Annotated in this window: 18 protein-coding genes; 4 read left to right on the forward strand and 14 right to left on the reverse strand. The window is 64.7% G+C overall.

Annotated features, from left to right (window positions below; genetic code table 11):
* Positions 1-14: 14 nt before the first annotated feature.
* On the reverse strand, positions 15-203 hold the full coding sequence (locus H1S04_RS03070) for a zinc-finger domain-containing protein (RefSeq protein WP_255435519.1): 189 nt from the start codon (positions 201-203) through the stop codon (positions 15-17).
* A 165-nt stretch (positions 204-368) separates the two neighbouring features.
* Here H1S04_RS03070 and H1S04_RS03075 point away from each other — a divergent pair, with 165 nt between their 5' ends.
* Both H1S04_RS03075 and H1S04_RS03080 read left to right on the forward strand, forming a co-directional pair.
* Positions 369-1,298 (forward strand): ABC transporter ATP-binding protein, encoded by a 930-nt coding sequence (locus H1S04_RS03075; protein ID WP_181744074.1) that lies wholly within the window; start codon positions 369-371, stop codon positions 1,296-1,298.
* Positions 1,299-1,311: 13 nt separating this feature from the next.
* A complete protein-coding gene (locus tag H1S04_RS03080) occupies positions 1,312-1,764 on the forward strand; it encodes a GFA family protein (protein ID WP_181744075.1) in 453 nt (150 codons plus the stop codon).
* Between the two features lie 228 nt (positions 1,765-1,992).
* On the opposite strand, the gene H1S04_RS03085 is transcribed toward H1S04_RS03080, so the two are convergent.
* A complete protein-coding gene (locus H1S04_RS03085) occupies positions 1,993-2,376 on the reverse strand; it encodes an HIT domain-containing protein (RefSeq protein WP_181744076.1) in 384 nt (127 codons plus the stop codon).
* A 20-nt stretch (positions 2,377-2,396) separates the two neighbouring features.
* Complete coding sequence (locus H1S04_RS03090; protein WP_181744077.1) at positions 2,397-3,974, reverse strand: DUF5928 domain-containing protein; 1,578 nt, start codon at positions 3,972-3,974, stop codon at positions 2,397-2,399.
* Positions 3,975-4,108: 134 nt separating this feature from the next.
* Here H1S04_RS03090 and H1S04_RS03095 point away from each other — a divergent pair, with 134 nt between their 5' ends.
* The gene (locus H1S04_RS03095) at positions 4,109-4,927 is read left to right on the forward strand and encodes a sulfotransferase family protein (RefSeq protein WP_181744078.1); all 819 of its coding nucleotides are present in this window, start codon (positions 4,109-4,111) and stop codon (positions 4,925-4,927) included.
* A gap of 63 nt (positions 4,928-4,990) precedes the next feature.
* On the opposite strand, the gene H1S04_RS03100 is transcribed toward H1S04_RS03095, so the two are convergent.
* The 9 genes from H1S04_RS03100 to acs all read right to left on the reverse strand — a co-directional run bounded on the left by H1S04_RS03100 (position 4,991) and on the right by acs (position 16,116).
* Positions 4,991-6,955 (reverse strand): 3'-5' exonuclease, encoded by a 1,965-nt coding sequence (locus tag H1S04_RS03100; RefSeq protein ID WP_181744079.1) that lies wholly within the window; start codon positions 6,953-6,955, stop codon positions 4,991-4,993.
* Positions 6,955-7,326, reverse strand: coding sequence for a response regulator transcription factor (locus tag H1S04_RS03105; protein ID WP_181744080.1), 372 nt, complete (start codon positions 7,324-7,326; stop codon positions 6,955-6,957). Before H1S04_RS03105 ends, H1S04_RS03100 begins: the two co-directional genes overlap by 1 nt.
* A 1-nt stretch (position 7,327) precedes the next feature.
* Positions 7,328-7,831, reverse strand: a complete 504-nt coding sequence (locus H1S04_RS03110; RefSeq protein WP_181744081.1) for a hypothetical protein — start codon at positions 7,829-7,831, stop codon at positions 7,328-7,330.
* The gene (locus H1S04_RS03115) at positions 7,831-9,645 is read right to left on the reverse strand and encodes a DUF294 nucleotidyltransferase-like domain-containing protein (protein WP_181744082.1); all 1,815 of its coding nucleotides are present in this window, start codon (positions 9,643-9,645) and stop codon (positions 7,831-7,833) included. The genes H1S04_RS03110 and H1S04_RS03115 overlap by 1 nt, the downstream gene beginning before the upstream one ends.
* A gap of 57 nt (positions 9,646-9,702) precedes the next feature.
* A complete protein-coding gene (locus tag H1S04_RS03120) occupies positions 9,703-11,526 on the reverse strand; it encodes a sodium:solute symporter family protein (RefSeq protein ID WP_181744083.1) in 1,824 nt (607 codons plus the stop codon).
* Between the two features lie 3 nt (positions 11,527-11,529).
* Positions 11,530-11,787, reverse strand: coding sequence for a DUF4212 domain-containing protein (locus H1S04_RS03125; protein WP_181744084.1), 258 nt, complete (start codon positions 11,785-11,787; stop codon positions 11,530-11,532).
* Between the two features lie 148 nt (positions 11,788-11,935).
* Complete coding sequence (locus tag H1S04_RS03130) at positions 11,936-13,642, reverse strand: cation acetate symporter (protein ID WP_181744085.1); 1,707 nt, start codon at positions 13,640-13,642, stop codon at positions 11,936-11,938.
* Positions 13,639-13,947 carry a DUF485 domain-containing protein gene (locus H1S04_RS03135; protein WP_181744086.1) on the reverse strand — a complete coding sequence of 103 codons (309 nt, stop codon included), beginning with the start codon at positions 13,945-13,947 and terminating at the stop codon, positions 13,639-13,641. Before H1S04_RS03135 ends, H1S04_RS03130 begins: the two co-directional genes overlap by 4 nt.
* Positions 13,948-14,160: 213 nt before the next feature.
* Positions 14,161-16,116 carry an acetate--CoA ligase gene (gene acs, locus H1S04_RS03140; RefSeq protein WP_181744087.1) on the reverse strand — a complete coding sequence of 652 codons (1,956 nt, stop codon included), beginning with the start codon at positions 16,114-16,116 and terminating at the stop codon, positions 14,161-14,163.
* Positions 16,117-16,348: 232 nt separating this feature from the next.
* On the opposite strand from acs, the gene H1S04_RS03145 reads away from it, so the two are divergent.
* Positions 16,349-16,846, forward strand: coding sequence for a pyridoxamine 5-phosphate oxidase (locus H1S04_RS03145; RefSeq protein WP_181744088.1), 498 nt, complete (start codon positions 16,349-16,351; stop codon positions 16,844-16,846).
* 36 nt (positions 16,847-16,882) lie between these two features.
* Here the strand turns inward: H1S04_RS03145 and H1S04_RS03150 are convergent, their stop codons facing one another.
* Together H1S04_RS03150 and H1S04_RS03155 are read right to left on the reverse strand one after the other, a co-directional pair.
* A complete protein-coding gene (locus H1S04_RS03150; RefSeq protein WP_181744089.1) occupies positions 16,883-19,177 on the reverse strand; it encodes a glycosyl hydrolase family 28-related protein in 2,295 nt (764 codons plus the stop codon).
* A 122-nt stretch (positions 19,178-19,299) separates the two neighbouring features.
* Positions 19,300-20,880 carry a lysine--tRNA ligase gene (locus H1S04_RS03155; protein ID WP_181744090.1) on the reverse strand — a complete coding sequence of 527 codons (1,581 nt, stop codon included), beginning with the start codon at positions 20,878-20,880 and terminating at the stop codon, positions 19,300-19,302.
* Between the last annotated feature and the right edge of the window lie 54 nt (positions 20,881-20,934).

The following is a 20,934-nucleotide window of genomic DNA, read 5'->3' on the forward strand; positions in this document are numbered from 1 at the left end:
GCCCCCCGAGGGGCCTAGTGGTCGTCGTGGACGTGCTCGCGGTCGACCACGAAGCGCTTGTCGCAATAGCCGCAATCGACATAGCCGGTGAAGGGCGAGATCTGCATCCACACCTTCGGATGACCGAGGCCACGGGATTCGTCGCCCCAGCACGCGACCTTCCAACTGGTCACGGTCACGGTTTCCAGCGGCGGCCGCGCCAGCGGATTGTCCTGTCCGGTCGACAGCGGGTTTTCGGGAAGGACGAATTCGGTATCAGTCATGGCGGACCTGCTTGTCTGGCTGGGCTGGATCGGGTCTAACCCCACCCATATCGCAGCGAAAGCCACCTCGCAAGAACGGCACCCGCCGAAAGCCAGGGACCCCCAATGACCGACACCGCCCATGCCATCGACATCACCGGGTTACGCAAGACCTATCGCGCCGCCGGCAACGCACCCCCAAAGGAGGCGCTGAAGGGCATCGACCTGCGGGTGCCCGCCGGGTCCATCTTCGGGCTGCTGGGGCCGAACGGTGCGGGAAAATCGACGACCATCAACATCCTTGCCGGGCTGGTCAACAAGACGGCGGGCAAGGTGACGATCTGGGGCTTCGATCAGGACGAGAGCCCGCGCAACTCGCGCGCGGCCATCGGCGTCATGCCGCAGGAACTGAACATCGATCCCTTCCTGTCGCCCCGCGCCAGTCTGGAGGTGCAGGCGGGCCTTTACGGGGTGCCGAAATCCGAACGCTGGACGGATGAGTTGCTGGATCTGGTCGGACTGACCGAACAGGCCGAAAGTTACAGCCGGCATCTGTCGGGGGGGATGAAGCGGCGCCTGCTGCTGGCCAAGGCGCTTGTCCATCGCCCGCAGGTTCTGGTGCTGGACGAGCCGACGGCGGGCGTCGATATCACCTTGCGCGACATGCTCTGGGCCAATGTGCGGCGCCTGAACGAGCGCGGCATGACCATCATCCTCACCACCCACTACCTTGAGGAGGCCGAGGCGATGTGCGACCGCATCGCCATCATCGACCGCGGCGAGGTGCTGGTCGAGGACACCACCGCCGCCCTGCTGGCGCGCACGGATGGCAAGACGCTGGTGATCGAAACCGACGCGGGCGCCCTGCCCGCCTTGCCCGACGGCGTCAGCCCGGAATGGCGCGGCGACGGGCGGCTGGCGCTGTCCTATCCGCCGTCGCGGGTGCAGCCCGACGGAATCATCGACGCGCTGCGCGGCGGCGGGATGGCCATCCGCGACATTGCGATCGAACAGCCGAGGCTGGAAGATGTGTTCATCGAACTGACCCGACGCTGAGAGGGGAGACAACATGGCCGACACGCAGATCACCACCGGTTCGTGCCGCTGCGGACAACTGCGGCTGAGCGTGCGGGGCGCGCCCCTGATGACCTTCGCCTGCCATTGCACCGGCTGCCAGCGCATGACCGCCAGCGCGTTTTCGCTGAGCGCAATGTATCCCGAGGACGCCGTGACCATCGAAGGCGAGACCGTTCCGGGCGGCATGCGGGGCGAACTCAGCCATCACTTCTGCCCCAGCTGCCTCAGTTGGGTGTTCACCACCGCGCCCGTCATGGGGCCGATGGTGAATATCCGCAGCACCATGCTGGATGGCGGCCCCGCGCAGGAACCTGCCTTCATCGAATGCTGGACTAGCGAGAAGCTGCCCTGGGCCGAAACCCGCGCCGTCCACAGTTTCGAAGGCTTTCCAGCGCCAGAGAGTTTCGGCCCGCTGATGGCCGCCTTCGCCCAAAGCCGCGGATAAATCTGCCGGGCGTGGCAGGCCCCGGATCAGGGGGGGCGGTCGCCCGGCGGCGAGCTGCGCGGCAGGCGAATTGGCGGCGCGGCCGGTCGCTCCGGCAGCATGGCCCGGCCCCCGGCCCAATGGCTGAGAAATGATCCGCGCTTCCGGGCGCGATCCTGTGGGCACCGAGCCGGGCCATTCGCCCGCGCCCTGCGCAAAGGGGTGCCTCGCTGCCCGAGCCCGCGGGGATCAGTCGCGCAGCAGGATCATCGGGCCCATCACCCGGCCGCCGAGGATATGCAGGTGGAAGTGCGGCACCTCCTGCACGCCGTCATTGCCGGCATTGGTGATGGCGCGAAATCCGTTGCCGCCGTCACCGGTTGACAGGCCCTCGGCCTTGGCGACCTGCGCCACGACGCGCATGAAATCGACGATTTCTTCGGCCGAGGCGTTTTCGGCGAAATCGTCCATGGCCACGTATTTGCCCTTGGGGATCACCAGCACATGGCTGGGCGCCAGCGGACGGATGTCACGAAAGGCCAGCGTATATTCGGTTTCGGCGACGGTATTGTTGGGAATTTCGCCGCGCAGGATACGGGCGAAGATATTGCTGTCGTCATAGCTGTAGGCCATCGGGCTCTCCTTCGGACGGGTCAATCGGCAAACAGATGCGGGGTCGAGGCGATGCTGCGGGCGCGCTCCTCGTCGACCTCTAGGAAGCGGGCGAGCACGGCAGCATTGCGGACAGGCCCGGTCTTCTCGCTGATCTCGAAATACTGGTCGATATTGATGTCGCGCAGGCGCTCGGCCTCGTGTTCAAGATCGCTGCGCACGATCGGCAGCAGGCGCTCCACCACCTCGGGCGGGGTCGAGGGATTGGCCAGTCCGACCCGCCGGACATGGCCGCGCAGGTAATCGTCATCGAAACCGGTATCCAGAAACAGGATCCGGGTCTGGCCCTTGTCGCCGACGAAATCCTGCACGAAATCCAGCGCCGAAGGATCGACGCAGATCACCAGCCGGTGATCCTCGAATTCATCCATCAGCAGCCGGATCAGCGCCCGCCGGTGCCGCTCGCGCTTGGCCACGGTCTTTTCGACCCCGCCCAGATCCGGCAGGCGGGCGTCGCGTTCGTTGAACAGGTAATCCACGGCGGGAATATCGGTGTGACGCCGTATCGCCTCGGTCAGGCGTTTGGCGACATGCCATTTCTTGGCGACGATGATGAAAAGCCGGCTCTCGCGGCCCAGCGACGCCTCGGTTTCCCAGAAACGGGGGGCGAAGCGGCGCCCGACCCGGCCGCGTCCGGTCAGAAAGCGGAACAGCGACTTCCCCTCGCCCGAAATGGCGAAGTTCAACCCCTGTGCCTGCCACAATGCGCCCAACCGCTCCTTCATCTCCAGCGCTTCGGGGCTGATCTTGCGGGCGAACAGATAGTTCTGGGCCAGCAGCATGTCGTAGTGGTCGTTGCAGAAGACCACCGGCATCCCGTAATCGGTGAAGATCAGACAGGTCAGCGTGCGCGAGCGGATCTCGGACCGGGGGACGACATGGCGCACGACGGTCTGGAAAAAGGTCTCGTCCGGGATCCAGGTGGTCGCGAAGAAGCGCAGCACGTCAGGGCGCTGCCTGCAGAAATCCAGCACTTTCTCGATGGTCAGCCGGCGCAGGCACCACCATTGGCTGCCGATCATCATTTCCAGATCCTCGGGGATCCGTCGCGTCAGGCCAAAACGCTTCTGCAGGTTGTAGCTGGCGTTGAAAAGCCGGGTCTGGCTGCGCTCATTGAACCAGTGCCGATAGATCAGCCGCTCCTCCTTCATCCCGGTCTTGATCCAGTCCGAGGAGAAGAAATCGAAACTTTCGATATAGTCGACATGCTCGGCATCCAGGAAGGCGCGGGCGAATTCCGCCGATTTGACCGGCATGCAATCGCCTGAAAGCATGTAGAAATGCGTGGCCGAAGGAAAGGCCGCCACCGCCGCGCGCACCGCATCGAGGGTCGCTGCGACCAGCGACCAGGCCCCCCAGCCACATTTGTGCCGGATGCCCGAAAAGGTAACATTGGAATTCGGCGCCAGCGCCGTGCGGATCTGGTCGAACTCGGCCCGCGGCGAACGGCCGTCGTAATGGATCGCCACATAATCGCCGACTGCGGTCAGCCGTTCGGCCTGGGCGATGACCCCCTTGGGGTCCTTGTGGGCCAGCAGGATGAAAGCGATCTTGGCCATTACGCTCCGTCGGGGGTTCAGTAACCGGGCTGCCAAACCGGTGCGAGGCGTTGTAATCGCTGCACTGATCTGCTTTTTGTCTGTAACGATTTTGGCAGGTGCCGCAACCCGGCGGCGGAACAAGAGGAAGAAGCATGGGCTTTCCCGGAACATGGATGACCGAAAGCGAAAGCATGGTCTATCGGGTGGTGCCCAAATGTGCCTGCTCGACCATCGGGCAGATCATGTTCTATTCAGACCATGGCCGCTATTTCGATGGCGACATCCATGACAGCAAGCAGGGCCTGCACAAATGGGCGCAGGACGAGAGCCAGCGCCCGATCGAGCAGGCCGTCCACGCCCGCAAGGGGGTGACCTTCACCTGCGTCCGCAATCCCTATGCGCGGATCCTGTCGTCCTTCTTCGACAAGATCGCCGGCATCCAGCGCAACGGCAAGCGTTACCGGGGCAATCTGGTGCCACAGCTGATACAGAAATACGGCATCGAGGTCGGCAGCCCCGAGGACAATTTCGACTTCGACCAGATCAAATCTTTCCGGCGCTTTCTGCTGTTCGCGCGCGATACCATCCGCTGGCGGCGCCCGATGGAGGCGGACATCCACTGGTCGGCGATGTCGGGGCATATCTCGACCTTCATCGTGAATGGCGGGCGCTACGATCAGATCTTTTTCACCGAGAAGTTCGACGATGGCATGAAAAAGGTGTTGGAGGCCGCCGTGACGCCGGTCACGGTGGATGTGACCGATGTGCCGCGCTTCAACGAATCGGAAGGGCATGGGCCCAAGCGGGCCCACAAGGTCAGCGAATATTTCGACGACCTGTCGCGGCATCTGATCTGGGAAATCTACAAGAAGGATTTCCAGCTGTTCAAATATGACTTCGACAATCCGGACAACAAGTTCCCGCTGGCCGAGGTCGATCTGGACGAGGTTCACGCCAAGCTGGGCCGCTGAGGGGCGCTGCCCCTCGCGCCTGACGGCGCTCACCCCGGGATATTCGGGCCAGAGTGAAAGCCGTCACCCGCCATGCGCGGCGGCCAGATTGGCGTCGCTGAGCAGGCGGCGGTATTTCTGCGCCTGTCGCAGCACCTGATCGAACCGGGTGATGCCCTTGGCTTCGAGCGCGGGCAGCATGCGCAGATAGGCCTGGGCGGTTGCCTCGGCATCGCCCATGGCGGTATGGCGCAGCTGTTCGGGGATGGTGATGCCCAGCCGCGCGCAGATCGCGTCGAGGCTGTGGCGCGCGCCCTGCCCCCAGATCATCGCCGACAGCAGCACCGTATCCATCACCCGATTGGGAAAATGCAGCCCCGTTTGGCCTTCGGCCGCGCGCAGCAGCCCCATGTCGAAGGGGGCGTTATGGGCGATCAGGACCGCGCCTTCGGCGAAATGGTGAAAGCCGCGCAGGGCGGTCGTGACATCGGGCGCGTCGGCAACCATCGCGTCGGTGATGCGGTGAATCGCCGTCGAGGTGGGCGGGATGGCCATCCCCGGATGGACCAGCGTGTCGAACTGTTCGCCCGTCAGCCGGCCGCCGGCGATGCGCAGGCCGGCGATCTGGACGATCCGGTCCGACAGCGCGAGGCCCGTGGTCTCGGTGTCGAACACCACGCAGGTCAGCGCCGAGAGCGGCCGCAGGTCGGGCGCGCCGTGCCCGGCAAGCGCGAAGTCATAGGTGACCGAAGGCCGCGCCTCGCGCGCGATGGCGGAAACACGCAGCGGCAGCACCAGCCGCGCGGTCGCGGGATCGGCGGGATCGGTTTCGGCCCAGATGCTCGTGCCGTGGGCGGCAAGGATGTCTGCGCCGGCAAGTTCGGGGTGATCGGGGTCGGGGGCGTCCTGCAGCCAGCGGTCGAGGGCGTCCATCGGCAGCGCCGCGCCGGTCCAGCTCAGCCGCAGGACCGCTTCGGGGCCTTCGGCCGATATCTCGGCGGTGGGGGGACGGCCGCTGTCCTGCAGCCGCTGGCCCAGCTGGGCCAGCAGGCCGCCGATCTGCCAGCCATCCGCGGCCAGCGTGATCGGGGCGACCTCGCCCAGCGGCAGACCGAGGCCACGGGCCAGTTCCTCGGCGGCCACGCCGCGCTGCTTCGGGGGGCCGGGATCGAGCGCCGCATCGAGGTCGCGCAAGGCGCTCGCGAGGCCGCGCCCCTCCTGTCGGATCACCTCGGTCAGCGCCGGCGGCAGCGGGCCGGCGAGATCGTCCAGCAGGGGCGTCAATGCGGCGGCATGACGGCGCAGGTTTTCCAGCGCGGCGCGGGGAGGAACCGGTTCGCGCCTGGCCGGGCGCAGAATCAGCACGGCGCCGCCGCCCTCCTCGGTCATGGGGCGCAGCCTGCCGGTAAGCCTTGCGCCATCCATGCCCCGCAGCGCCAGATCGGTGGCGGTGGCGCCCGCCGCGATCCGCGCCTGCGCGGCCGCAAGGCCGCCGCCTTGCAGGAAGGACGCCAGATCGCGATCCAGCGCCAGTCCGGGCAACAGCTGCGCCGCCGCGGCGTTGTAGAACAGCACCCGCCCCTCTCCGTCCGTCAGCACCGCCCCCGCGCCAATATCCGAAAGGATGCTTTCCAGCATCGAGGTCTCATGCGCCAATACCTCGGCATGGGCCTCGATCGCCTGGTCGAGATCGGCCCGCGCGCGGGCGCGGTCGACGGCGGCGCGGGTCGCCGGGGCGAGGTCGGCAAGGTAGCGGCCCTCGGCAGCATCGGGGGCGGCGCCGGTCAGCAGATGGCCTGCAAGCGTCTCGATCGGGCGGGCGACATGGGCGTCGAACAGATACCAGACCAGGGCTGTCAGGCCGGTGGCGGAAAAGCCCGCAATCAGCGCCAGCAGGGCCAGCGGGTCCGTCAGGCTGGCGCCATCCGCGCCCGCGTCAAGCAGCATCATCCGGGCCGTGACGATGCCCGCCCCGATGGCCGTCAGCAGCCCGGCGGCGAGGGCCGCGAAGATCAGGAAGATCCGCAGGCGCAGGGACAGGTGCGACATTACCGCCGCCCCGCCAGCACGCGGGCCATTTCGGCGCGCAATTCGGCCAGTTCGAACGGTTTGGCGATGAATCCATCGGCGCCGAGCGCCAGCCCCTTGCGCCGCTCGGTCACCGAGCCGCGCGCGGTCATCATCAGCACCCGCACATCGTCGAGGCTGGGGTCGGCGCGCAGATCCTGCACGATCTGATAGCCCGAAACCTCGGGCAGCATCACATCCAGCAGCACCAGGTCGGGACGGCTGGCGCGCAGCGCCTCGATGGCACCGGCGCCGGTGGCCAGACGGCTGTGGTGATGACCGTCGCGCGTCAGCAGAAAGTCGAGCGCGACGGCGATGTTATCCTCGTCCTCAATCACCATGACGCGCGCCATCTCAGCCCCCTGAACAGACGGCCGCGAAGACGGGATCGCCAATCGGGGCCGGATACCAGGCAGTGTCTGGCGCGCGCATCCGGCGGCCGCCACAATCGACCCCCTGCTCGACCGTCACGCTGCGCTTCCAGCGCTCCACCAGCATGACCTGAGCAATCTGCGCGCCTTCGGCGCCGGCCGTCAGCGCCTGCGGGTCCAGCAGCGCCAGCCGGGTTGTCGGGGGCGCGAGATAGGTCCATGGCCGCAGCGGGCTGCGCGACTGACCTTCGGCAAGGACGGCCACGCGGTCGGGCAGTTGCGCCTTCACCCGCGCGGCCCAGCTGTATTCGTTCCAGGTGGCGAAGGCGATCATCGCCAAACCGATCCCCGCCGGCAGCAGCCAGCGCGGCAGCCCCCATCCCGCGGCGCGGACCGCATGCATCACGGCATAGAGCAACGCCGCTGCCCCGCCGCCGACCGCCAGCGTGCCCAGAAGATCGCCGCCAATTCCGCTCGCCTCACCCATCACAAAACTCCTCTGCCCTGCCCGAGGGCCGATTGCATCACGCGCACCACGACGAAGGCGTCGAGCAAATGGCTGCGTTCGATATCCGCAAGATCCGCCGGCGCCAGAAAATTGTCGGGCTTACGCCCGGCACGGACCAGATGCGCCTGATTTTGCAGCCGCATCGTCTGGATAAGGTCATAGGCCGCGATCAGGTCACGCGCGCCATTGCCGGAAATCACCCCCGCCGCCTCGGCCGCTTCCAGCCTTGCGCGGGTATTGACCGGCATCAGCCGCCCCTTCAGCGCATAGACGCGGGCCAGATCGGCCACCGGCACGACGCCGTTCATCTTCATGTCGATATGACCCTGATGCTGGCCCGAGCGGATGGTGGCGAAGCCCCGGATCAACCCCAGGGGGGGCTGATGCTTCAGCGAGTTCGAGATCATATGCGCCACGAAGATCGAGTTCTGCGCGGCCATTGCCAGCGTTTCGGCCTGCAGGCCCACCAGCAGCGCGGCATCGCCGCCGATCGCGCGCAGATCGAACATGACCGAGGCCAGCATCTGCGCCTCGGGGCTGGGATGGGTGATCCAGTGCTCGAAATAATTGCGCCAGACGCGGCGGGGCTGCCGCCAGCGCGGATTGGTCGCCATCATGTCGCCGGGGCAATAGACATAGCCGCAGGCATTCAGCCCGTCGCAGACGAAGCGCGCCAGTTCCGCGAACCACGGATCTCCGGGGTCGGCATCATCGGCGAGGATCATCACATTGTCCTGATCGCTGATGCCGGTCTGTTCCTGCCGCCCCTGACTGCCGCAGGCCGCCCACAACCAGGCGGCAGGCGCGGGCCCAAGCCGCGCCTGACCGAGCGTCAGCAGCCGGCGCGTGACGACATCGGTGATGTCGGTGATAAGGCGGGTCACGACCTCGTGCCGCTGATGGGCGGCGACAAGGCTGACCAGCAGATCCGGGACGCGCGCGGTGACAGCGGCCATCTGGGCCACCGTTTCGGCCCCGGCGATGTCATCGATCAGCACCGAGGTCGAAATGGACTGCACCCGCGTCAGATCGGTCTGGGTAATCATGCCGATCAGCCGCCCGTGGTCGACCACCGGCAGATGCCCGATGCGGCGCTCGATCATCGCGTGCAGCACATCCAGACCAAGCGCATCCGGCGGCAGGGTGATCGGATCGGGCGTCATGATGGTCGAGACAGGGGCCGAAGTGTCGGCCTCCTCGGCCACGACACGGTTGGAGATGTCGCGAATGGTGACCAGCCCCAGCAGCCGCCCATCCGACCGCGTGATCCCCAGCGACGAGACCTGCGCCGCGCGCATCATCCGCGCGGCCTCGGCGATGGGTGTGTCGGGGCCGGTGGTGACGGGGGCGCGGGTCAGGATCTCGGCGACCTTGAGGGTGGCGAAATCGGGGCCGCTGCGGTGCGGACGCTCGCGCCGCCCCCGGTCGAAGAAGCGCGCAAAGGCGGGGCTTTCCGCCATCAGGCGGTGAAACTCGGCCACTGGCAGCATCAGCACCGCCCCCGCCCGCGCCATCCGCGCCGTGGTGACCGCCCGGCCATCCGCCATCAGACCGCGTTTGCCAAAGCTGTTGCCGCGTTCCAGCACCGACACCAGCACGCCGTTCCGATCGGTGATTTCCACCGCGCCGGTTTCGACCAGATACAGCCCGTCAAGTTTCTGCCCGAGAGCATAGACGATCTGGCCCTCGGCCAGATCGCTGCGGGTGAAGGAACGGGCCACGCGGGCCCGCTCGTCCTCCGGCAGCGAGTCGTAGGGATGCAGGGTGGAAATGAGGGTGGTGGTCGCGTCCATATCCGTTCCTTGGGTGATGTCGCGCCCCCGGTCTGTCCGGGGGCGCGGACCTTCGCGTCAGTGACCGTTTGCCGCGCCCGCACCGCGCGGGATGCGGATCGATTCAACCAGTTCGACCACCTCGACCGGGGGCTCTTCGGTCGCGTTCGATACCAGATAGGCGACGGCGAAGTTGATCAGCGCGCCGATGGTGCCGAAGCTGGCCGGCGAGATGCCGAACAGCCAGTTCGCCGCCGTATCCTCCAGCATGTTGGTGCCGGCGATGAAGAACCAGCCCTTGTAGAGGAAGATATAGACCAGCGTGGAGATGATCCCCGCCAGCATCCCCCAGATCGCCCCCTGCCGGTTGATCCGGGTCGAGAAGATCCCCATCATCAGCACCGGGAAGATCGACGAGGCCGCCAGCCCGAAGGCAAGCGCCACCGTCTGCGCGGCAAAGCCCGGCGGGTTCAGCCCCAGCAGCGTCGCCACCAGGATCGACACGCCCATGGCGATGCGGGCGGCCATCAGCTCGTTCTTCTCGCTGATATTGGGCGCCAGCCATCCCTTGATCAGGTCGTGACTGACCGCACCCGAGATCGCCAGCAGCAGCCCCGCCGCCGTCGACAGCGCGGCGGCAAGGCCGCCCGCCGCGACGATCCCGATCACCCAGCCCGGAAGGTTGGCGATTTCGGGATTGGCCAGAACCATGATGTCATTGTTGACAACCGGCAGTTCGTTGCCCTGCAGGTTCTGATCGGCGATGACGGTAGCGAGGGCCTCGCCCGGTTCGGCCTTGTCGTTATAATACTGGATCAGGCCGTCGCCGTTCTTGTCCTCCCAGTTCAGCAGGCCGGTCACCTGCCAATTGCGCATCCAGGCCAGTTCCGGTGCGGTCTCGATCCGCTCCAGCGATACGGCGGGGGCGGAGAAGGTCGACCCCGCCTCGGCCCCGGTCGAGGCGCCCGACCACATGGTTGCGGTCAGGTTGAAGCGCGCCATCGCCCCCACGGCCGGGGCGACCGTGTAAAGCAGCGCGATGAACACCAGCGCCCAACCCGCCGAGGACCGCGCATCCGACACTTTCGGCACCGTGAAGAAGCGGATGATGACATGCGGCAGGCCCGCCGTCCCGATCATCAGCGCCAGCGTGAACAGCACCATGTCCAGCGTCGAATTGTGATGCCCGGTATAGGACTTGAAGCCCAGATCGGTGACCACCTGATCCAGCTTGGCCAGCATCTTCACGCCCGATTCCTCATGCGTGCCGAACAGGCCCAGCTGGGGCAGGACATTGCCCGTCAGTTGCAGCGCGATGAACACCGCCGGGATCGTATAGGCGACGATCAGCACGACATATTGCGCCACCTGCGTATAGGTGATGCCCTTCATGCCGCCCAGCACCGCATAGACGAAGACCAAGGCAGCCCCGATCCACAACCCGGTCGAGGTCGACACCTCCAGATAGCGCGAGAAGGTGACGCCCACGCCTGTCATCTGCCCGATCACATAGGTGATCGAGATGATGAGCAGGCAGACCACGCCTATGATGCGCGCCGTCTGGCTGTAGAAGCGGTCGCCGATGAATTCCGGCACGGTGAACTTGCCGAATTTCCGCAGATAGGGCGCCAGCAGCAGCGCCAGCAGCACATAGCCGCCGGTCCAGCCCATCAGATAAGTGGAATTGTCATAGCCGGTGAAGGCGATCAGGCCCGCCATCGAAATGAACGACGCCGCCGACATCCAGTCGGCGGCGGTGGCCATGCCGTTCATCACCGGGCTGACGCCGCGATTGGCGGCGTAGAACTCGGCCGTGGATCCGGCGCGGGCCCAGATGGCGATTCCGATATACAGCGCGAAGGAGGCGCCGATGAAAATGAGGTTCAGGGTGAATTGCGACATGGCTTATTCCTCCACGCCATGTTCGCGGTCCAGCCGGTTCATCCGCGCCGCATACCAGAAGATCAGCGCGATGAAGATCAGGATGGAGCCCTGCTGCGCGAACCAGAAGCCCAGATCCGAGCCGCCGACCGGAATGCCGCTGATCAGCGGGCGCAGGATGATCCCGAACCCGTAGGATACCAGCGCCCAGATAATCAGGCAGATCCAGATGATCCTGATATTCGCCCTCCAATAGGCGTTTGACGATTGCCTATCACTCATGTGTCACGTCCTCCCTTGAACATGTTCTGCCGCCTGTTCGTTCAGCACCCTATCCCGGCGGCTGGGGTGGATGGGGGACTGACCCCACGGCCTCCGCGCGACGGGGTCAATTCCGTTGTCAGTTGGCGGGCCGGGGTGGCCCGCCCGGTCAGTGATCCGATGCCGCCGAGGCACCGATCCCGGTTTCCGATCGCACCTGCTGGGCCAGGAAGCCGGCCCGGTCGATGCGCGCGCGTTCGCCATTGTCCATCTTCGACACCAGCCAGATCCCCAGGAAGGCCAGCGTCATCGAAAACAGCGCCGGCGAGGTATAGGGGAACGGGGCCGAGCCCTCGGGATGGCCGAGCGTCGCCTCCCAGACCGAGGGAGACAGCACCGTCAGCACCACCGAGGAGATCAGCCCGAGGAAGCCGCCGACAACCGCGCCCCTGGTCGTGCAGTCCTTCCACAGCACCGACATGAACAGCACGGGGAAGTTGGCGGAGGCCGCGACCGCGAAGGCCAGCGACACCATGAAGGCGATGTTCTGGTTCTTGAAGGCGATCCCCAGCACCACCGCGATGGCGCCAAGGCAGAGCGTGGTGATGCGCGAGACGCGCAGCTCCGACAGGCTGTCGGCCTTGCCCTTCTTGATGACCGTCGCATAAAGGTCGTGGCTGACGGCGGATGCCCCCGAAAGCGTCAGCCCCGCCACCACCGCAAGGATGGTCGCGAATGCCACCGCCGAGATGAAGCCCAGGAAGATGTTGCCGCCGACCGCATGGGCCAGATGCACGGCCGCCATGTTGTTGCCGCCGATCAGCTTGCCATCCGCCGCCAGGAAGTCGGGATTGGTCAGCACGAAGGTGATGGCGCCAAAGCCGATGATGAAGGTCAGCAGGTAGAAATAGCCGATCCAGCTGGTTGCCCACATCACCGATTTGCGCGCCTCCTTGGCCGAAGGCACGGTGAAGAAGCGCATCAGGATATGGGGCAGCCCGGCGGTGCCGAACATCAGCGCCATGCCGAAGCTGATCGCCGAAATCGGGTCCTTGATGAAGGTGCCCGGCCCCATGATCGACTGGCCGGCCTTGGCGGCTTCCTCGGGCGTGTCGCCGGCCGCGGCGGCGGCCTCGGCCTTGACGCGGACGGCATCGGCGAACAGCGCCTCGGGCGAGAAGCCGTAGCGCCACATCACCATGAAGGCCATGAAGGAGGCCCCGCCCAGCAGCAGGCAGGCCTTGATGATCTGCACCCAGGTGGTCGCGGTCATGCCGCCGAACAGCACATAGATCATCATCAGTGCGCCGACGATCACCACCGCGATCCAGTAATCCAGCCCGAACAGCAGCTCGATCAGCGATCCCGCGCCGACCATCTGCGCGATCAGGTAGAAGGCCACCACGACCAGCGTGCCCGAGGCCGCGAAGATGCGCACCGGCGCCTGGGCGAACCGGAAGGCCGCCACATCGGCGAAAGTGAACTTGCCGAGGTTGCGCAGCCGCTCGGCCATCAGGAAGGTCAGGATCGGCCATCCGACCAGAAAGCCGATCGAATAGATCAGCCCGTCATAGCCGGTGGTCATCACCGCCGCCGAAATCCCCAGAAAGGACGCCGCCGACATATAGTCACCGGCGATCGCCAGCCCGTTCTGAAAGCCGGTGATGCCGCCGCCGGCAGTATAGAAATCCGCCGCCGATTTCGTGCGCGAGGCCGCCCATTTGGTGATGAACAGCGTCATCACCACGAAGGCGGCGAACATGATGATCGCGGTCCAGTTGGTGGCCTGCTTCTCGCCGCCCTGGATCACATCCGCCGCCCAGCCCGAGGCCGGCAGCAGCGCGCCCGCCGCCGCAAGCAATGCGCGGCGGATCATTTCAGTGCCTCCGCCCGGACCTTTTCAGTCAGGGCATCGAATTCGCGGTTGGCCCGGCGCACATAGACCCCGGTGATCAGAATGGTGAACAGGATCACCCCGAAACCGATGGGAATACCCCAGGTCATCACCCCATTGCCGATGCGTGCCGCCAGCAATTCCTTGTCGAAGGCGATCAGCAGGATATAGCCGTAATAGACCACCAGCATGGCGATGGTCAGCGTCCAGCCAAAGCGGGATCGCGTCGATTTCAGACGCTGGTAGTCCGGGTTCGCAGAGATTTTCTCTGCCAGAGACTGTTCCATCTTGGGTTTTCCTCAACTGGAAAATTGGCTGTTGAAAATTGTCTGTGCAGGGTCAGATCTTCCTGCCCCACCGACGCATGCCGGCGGGTCGAGGCGGTCTTTCGGCCGATGGCGCGCGCGGCTGTCGCGGATGTGGCTGCGAGACGGCCGGACAGGCCGGGCGCGGGCTTCGGGCATCACGCCGGGCGGATCACCCGCCCGGCGGCATCACGATCAGTCCCGGTTCATGCGGTTATCGATCAGTTCGTCGACAACGCCGGGATCGGCGAGGGTCGAAGTGTCGCCGAGGGCGCCGAAATCGTCCTCGGCTATCTTGCGAAGGATGCGGCGCATGATCTTGCCCGACCGGGTCTTGGGCAGGCCGGGCGCCCATTGGATCAGGTCGGGCTTGGCGATCGGGCCGATTTCGGTGCGCACCCAGGTTTCCAGTTCGCGGCGCAACTCGTCCGACGGCTCCTCGCCGTTCATCAGGGTGACATAGGCATAGATGCCCTGTCCCTTGATCGCGTGTGGATAGCCCACGACAGCGGCCTCGGCGACCTTGGGATGGGCGACGAGCGCCGATTCCACCTCGGCCGTGCCCATGCGGTGGCCGGAGACGTTGATCACGTCATCCACCCGCCCGGTGATCCAGTAATAGCCGTCCTCATCCCGCGTGCAGCCGTCCCCGGTGAAGTAATAGCCGGGATACTGCTGGAAATAGGTCTCCATGAAGCGCTGGTGATCGCCCCAGACGGTGCGCATCTGGCCGGGCCAGCTGTCGGCGATGCACAGCACGCCCTCGGCCGGGTTGCCGGGGACGACCTCAGCGGACTCGGCCTTCAGGATCTCGGGCTTGACGCCAAAGAACGGTAGCGTGGCCGAACCGGGCTTTGTCTCGATCGCGCCGGGAAGCGAGGTGATCATGTGGCCGCCGGTTTCGGTCTGCCACCATGTGTCGACGATCGGGCAGCGCCCCTTGCCGACATATTTGTCGTACCAGTTCCAGGCCTCGGGGTTGATCGGCTCGCCCACCGTGCCCAGCACCCGCAGGCTGGAGAGGTCGTATTTCTCGACCCATTCCGACCCCAGCCCCATCAAGGCCCGGATCGCGGTCGGCGCGGTATAGAACTGGTTGACCTTATGCTTGTCGCAGACCGCCCAGAACCGCCCGGCATCGGGCCAGGTGGGCACCCCTTCGAACATCAGCGTGGTTGCGCCATTGGCCAGCGGACCATAGATGATATAGCTGTGCCCGGTCACCCAGCCGACATCGGCGGTGCACCAGAAGACATCGCCGTCTTTGTAATCAAATACGTATTCATGCGTCATTGCGGCGAAGACCAGATAGCCGCCGGTGGTATGAACCACCCCCTTCGGCTTGCCGGTCGACCCCGAGGTATAAAGGATGAACAGCGGGTCCTCGGCCCCCATCGGGCGCGGCGGGCAGTCGGGGCTGACCTCCTCCATCATCGCCAGCACGTCGACATCGCGCCCCTCGACCCAGGTGGTCTGATCGCCGGTATGCTTGACCACCAGACAGCGCACCTTGTCCGAACAATGCAGCAGCGCCGCATCGGCATTGGATTTCAGCGCCGTCTTGCGTCCTCCGCGCGGCGCGGTATCGGCGGTGATGACCAGCTTGGCATCGCTGTCATTGATCCGGTTCGCCAGCGCGTCGGGCGAAAAGCCGGCGAAGACGATGGAGTGGATGGCCCCGATCCGCGCGCAGGCCAGCATGGCGTAAGCGGCCTCGGGAATCATCGGCATGTAGATGATGACGCGGTCGCCGCGCATGACGCCTTGGCTGAGCAGGACATTGGCCATGCGGTTCACCTTGTCGCTGAGTTCGCGATAGGTGATGTGGCGCGCAGGCGCATCGGGGTCGTCGGGCTCGAAGATGATCGCGGTCTGGTCGCCGCGCGCTTCAAGATGGCGGTCGATACAGTTGACCGAGGCGTTCAGCACCCCGTCCTCGAACCATTTGATCGACACGTCGCCAAAGGTAAAATCGGTGTTCTTCACCTTGGTATAGGGCGTGATCCAGTCCAGCCGCTGGCCCTCGCGGCCCCAGAACCCCTCGGGGTCGTCAATCGATTCGGCGTAAAGGCGGGCATAATCCTCGGGGCCGGCATTGGCGTTTTCAAACCCCGGCGGGATCGGATGTTTCGCTACGTTTTCAACGGACATGGCATTTCCCCCAACTGACATCGGCAACGGACGCGCCGCCCCTCCGACGACGTTCACCCACTGAAGCTCGAATACAGTTAATCACGCAATAGCATTCGCACAAAGCTTTTTTTTCAAAGGATAATTTTGTAAATTTTTTGACGCGGACTGATCCTGAATTGTAAATCATTCACAGCACCGTGAGCGGACCTACCCGCTTGCGTCCTGCGGCCTCCAACGGCAAATTAATCCCATGAAGCCAATTCCCTTCCGCGACCTCGATCAGCGCGCCCGCAGATTGGCGCAGGACATGATCGCATCCGTCCGTTACGCGGTTCTGTCGGTCTACGATACGGCCCAAGACTATCCGCATTTGTCGCGAATCGCGGTGCAGGCGGATATGGACGGCGTGCCCGTGGCGCTTCTGTCCGAGATCGCCACCCATACCCGCCTGCTGAACACCACGCCGCGCGCCGCGCTGCTGATCGAGGCTGAGCCGGAAGCAAAGGGCGACGCCATGGCGCAGGCGCGGATGACGCTTCAGGTGATAGCCCGGCGACTGCCTGCCGAGGGGCCGGAACATGCAGCGCGGCTGGCCCGCTGGCTGGCCAACAGCCCCAAGGCGCGCGCTTATGCGGAACTGGCGGATTTCCATTTCTGGCGTCTGGAGCCACAAGGCGGCCTGCTGAATGCCGGCTTCGGTCAAAACTATCTGCTGCAGGCGACCGATATCAAAAACCCCCGGCCGTGACCGGTCGGGGGCAATATCGCGCAAAGGTTGCTCGGATCAGCCCGGCTCGTCCATGCGGGCCCGGATGGTGACCTTGCCCTTGGCGGGCTGCGCCCATTCAACCTGCAGGTTCTGCCGGTTGGCGCCTTGCTGCGTCCGCACCCAGGGCATCTCGGTGACACGGGCGTTGGCGGCATTCTGAATCACCGAGACCGCGACCAGGGAATCGACGTTCTTCGCCCATGCGCCGAAGGGCAGGCAATTGGTCAGCGGCACCACCCAGCTGGCCTGCGCCGTCGATTGGGTATGGGTGATCTGAATCGGGTTCGCGACGTAATCCAGCACCCCGTTGAAGTTGTTGCCATCGAACAGGATGTTCCGCATCCGCGAATAGTCCAGGTCGGAGAAGGTCGTATCAACCTTGTCCACGCGCTGAATCTTCGGGCCAATGACCAGAAACACGTTGTTCGACACGGTCAGGCCGTGGATATGATGATTGCGGCCATAGGGCCTGATCGACAGGAAGGCGTAATCGGCAAGCACCTGTTTGACGGTGAAGTGATTGCTGGAAATCGAGAGGCCGCCGAAGGAATACTCGTTCGGTCCGAAATCGGGAAACACGTCGTATTCATTGGTCCATTCGACGATCGCATTGTCGATATAGTTCCCCGAGATCGCCATCATGCAGTTCTTCTGCGCGATCACCAGCCCCGGCACGCGCGTTCCGCTGGCGGTGTCATCGCCCTGGAACCAGTGATTGCCCACGATCAGGTGGCCCGAGCCGGTGGCCACCAGAAAAGTGCCGAAGCGGACAAAGCGACTGTCGCGAATCTTCACATCGTTGGCGTTCACATTGATTGCTACGGAGGTCCGGGCCTGCGCATTCAGACTGATTTCAGAGGACAGGAACTGGCAACGATCGATCAGCATGTCCTGACAGCCGCGCCCGACCGAGGTGATGCCGCGATCACCCGGCCCGCTGATATAACAGTCGCGGATATGGAACATCTGGCCATTAGCCGGCAGCATCAGGAAGCTGGCCCGGCCGCCCATCGAGAATTCCATCTCGGCGATATTCACCCGCGACATCTCGTCCATGCCGAGGAAGTCGAGCATGTAGCGGAAGCGCTTGAACGTATAGGCCCGCGTCCCCGACCCGCCATGGAAAGGCTGCGACAGGGTCAAGGTCCTGGCGCCGACATTCTTTGCCTTTACATAGACCTCGCGCCCGACGCCGGGACCGGTGATCAGGCTGCCGACCTCGATATTGGCAACATTGGCGACATTGCTGAGCGTCGTGGGCTGGTTCACATCATAGGTGCCCTGCGAGGTGGCGACACCGGTGTTCCATGCCGGGCCGTCGACGATGCGAAGCTCGCCGTTGCAGATCAGCCTGCGCGTCGAAAACTCGGTCAGGCCGGGGGCGATCTCGGTCATGATCAGCGGCTCGGTCAGGTCGACGCGACGCCCGCGCAGGTTCAGCTCGACATGGTCAGTAAAGCTGAACAGCGCCTGCAGCGCGCGCTTCAGCCCCTCGGTCTCATCACCAAAGGCCTCGGCATAGCTCGGATAATCGAAGCTGCCCATCAGTGTCAGCCGCGCCGCACGCGGCATCGTCAACCTGCCGGTGAAGCGAACCGGCGCGCTGATGGTCAGGTCCGATCCGATCCTGTAAGTGCCTGCCGGCACCACGATCACCCGTCCCTTGGCGGCACTGTCGGCGGCCGCGAAAGCCGCGCGATCATCGGTGATGCCGTTGCCGACCGCGCCATAGTCGCGCACGTCGACAATATCCATCATCTCGCGCAGGAAGACCGAGGTGACATCCTCGATCCGCAGCGACTCGATGCGGACTGCCCCGCCATTGGTGCCGATCAGGTCGATGCCGAAATGACCGTAGATCGGGGCCGCGCCCCAAACCATGTCGACACCACGGCGGTTGCCCGTTCCGACAATGGCGCTGACCTCAACCACTTTGCCGTAGCCGGGCAGCGCCACATTGTCACCCAGTTCGTCCAGCCCGGTCACATGATTGCGCACACCGTCGCCGGCCCACCCACCGATACGCACCGTCGGGCGCGGCCCCGAAATCGCCTTCACCCGCGCAGAAATGCGCAGATAGGTGCCCGGTAGGATCGGGGTTTCACCCATGAAGCGGATGCGGGTGGTATCTTCGACCTTGTTGATTTCCAGGCAGGACCCGAAATCCTGGTCAGCGGCGACGATGGCGGCATTGGCCTGGTTTGCCCAGGTCGCGCTGCCGGGAGTGCCGTATTCCCGCGACCAGACAGAAAGCCCGGCGGCGAAGCCCGGCGGCATCAGTTGCAGTCCGGCGGTAATGGCAATGTTCATGCGCGATCTCCCCTGATCCGGCCGCATCTGGCGGCCCCTAAGCGTTGGGGAATATCGCTTTGCCGGGTTAACCTTCCGTTAACCCGGCGGGCGTTGCGCGGGCGTGCCGCGCAACATCAGAATTAGTCGAGCAGTTCGCCCTTCAGCGCACGGGCAATCAGCGCTCGGGTCTCGTCCACACCATAAAGCGCAATGAACCCACCGAAGCGTGGCCCCTGATCGGCGCCCAAAAGCACCTGATACAGTGCCTGGAACCATTCGCGCAGCGGCTCGAAGCCATGTTCGGTTCCAACGGCGAAAACCATCGTCTGCAGGGCCTCGGCATCCAGCGGGCCATCCCAGGCCGCCAGCCGGGCGCCCAGATCCTCCAGCGCCGCACGTTCCTTGTCCGTGGGCGCGCGGAAGATCCGGCCCGGCGCCACGAAATCGTTAAAATAGCGCACGGCATAGCCCGCCGCCTCGTCCAGTTGCGGATGCGTCTCGGGCGACGCGTCGGGCGCATAGCGGCGGATGAAGCCCCACAGACCGTCCTTGTCCTTGGCACCCGCCACCGACGCGAGGTTCAGCAGCATCGAGAAAGGCACCACCATATCCGACGCTGGCACCTGCCCGCGATGGATATGCCAGACCGGGTTGGCCAATTGCTGTTCCGGCGCCTGATCCGGGAAGGCACGCAACTGCTGGTGGTATTCGTCCACCGCCTTGGGGATCACGTCCCACCACAGCCGCTTGGCGGTCTTGGGCTTCTGATACATGAAATAGGACAGGCTTTCGGACGCCGCATAGGTCAGCCATTCATCGATCGACAGCCCATTGCCCTTCGATTTGCTGATCTTCTGGCCCTTGTCGTCGAGGAACAGCTCATAGGTGAAATGCTCGGGCTTCTTGCCGCCCAAGACCTCGCAGATGCCGTCATAGATCGGCGTATTGGTGCTGTGATCCTTGCCATACATCTCGAAATCGACATCCAGCGCCGCCCAGCGGGCGCCGAAATCGGGCTTCCATTGCAGCTTCACCTGACCGCCAGTGACCGGCAGCGTCCATTCGCGCCCGTCCTCGTCATCGAAGGTCACGGTGCCGTTCTTCGCATCGACATGCTTGATCGGCACATACAGCACCCGGCCGGTTTCGGGGTGGATCGGCAGGAAACAGCTATAGGTCTGCTGACGCTCCTCGCGCAGCGAGGCCAGCATGATCTCCATGATGGCGTCGTAACGCTCGGCCGCGAGCAGCAGCGTCGGATCGAAGGCGCCGGATTTGTAATACTCGGTCGCCGACATGAATTCGTATTCGAAGCCGAACGTGTCCAGAAAGCGGCGCAACATGGCATTGTTGTGATCGCCGAAGCTCGGATACTCGCCGAACGGATCGGGCACCGAGGTCAGCGGCTTCTGCAGATTGGCCTTCAGCAATTCCTGCTGCGGCACATTCTCGGGGACCTTGCGCATCCCGTCCATATCGTCCGAGAAGCAGAACAGCCGCGTCGGAATGTCCGAGATCATCTCGAAAGCGCGGCGGATCATCGTCGTGCGCGCGACCTCGCCAAAAGTGCCGATATGCGGCAGCCCCGAGGGGCCATAGCCGGTCTCGAACAGCACATACCCCTTCTCGGGATCCTTCTTCTCATACCGTTTCAGCACCCGGCGCGCCTCTTCAAAGGGCCAGGCCTTGGAAGTCATCGCGGCATCGCGCAGGGTGGTCATGGTGATATCTCCTGAAAGGGTCGAGGGCGGCTTATTGAAACCCCGCTGAATCGT

This window comes from Paracoccus sp. S1E-3 (assembly GCF_013868135.1).
In the GTDB taxonomy this organism is placed as follows: Bacteria; Pseudomonadota; Alphaproteobacteria; order Rhodobacterales; family Rhodobacteraceae; genus Paracoccus.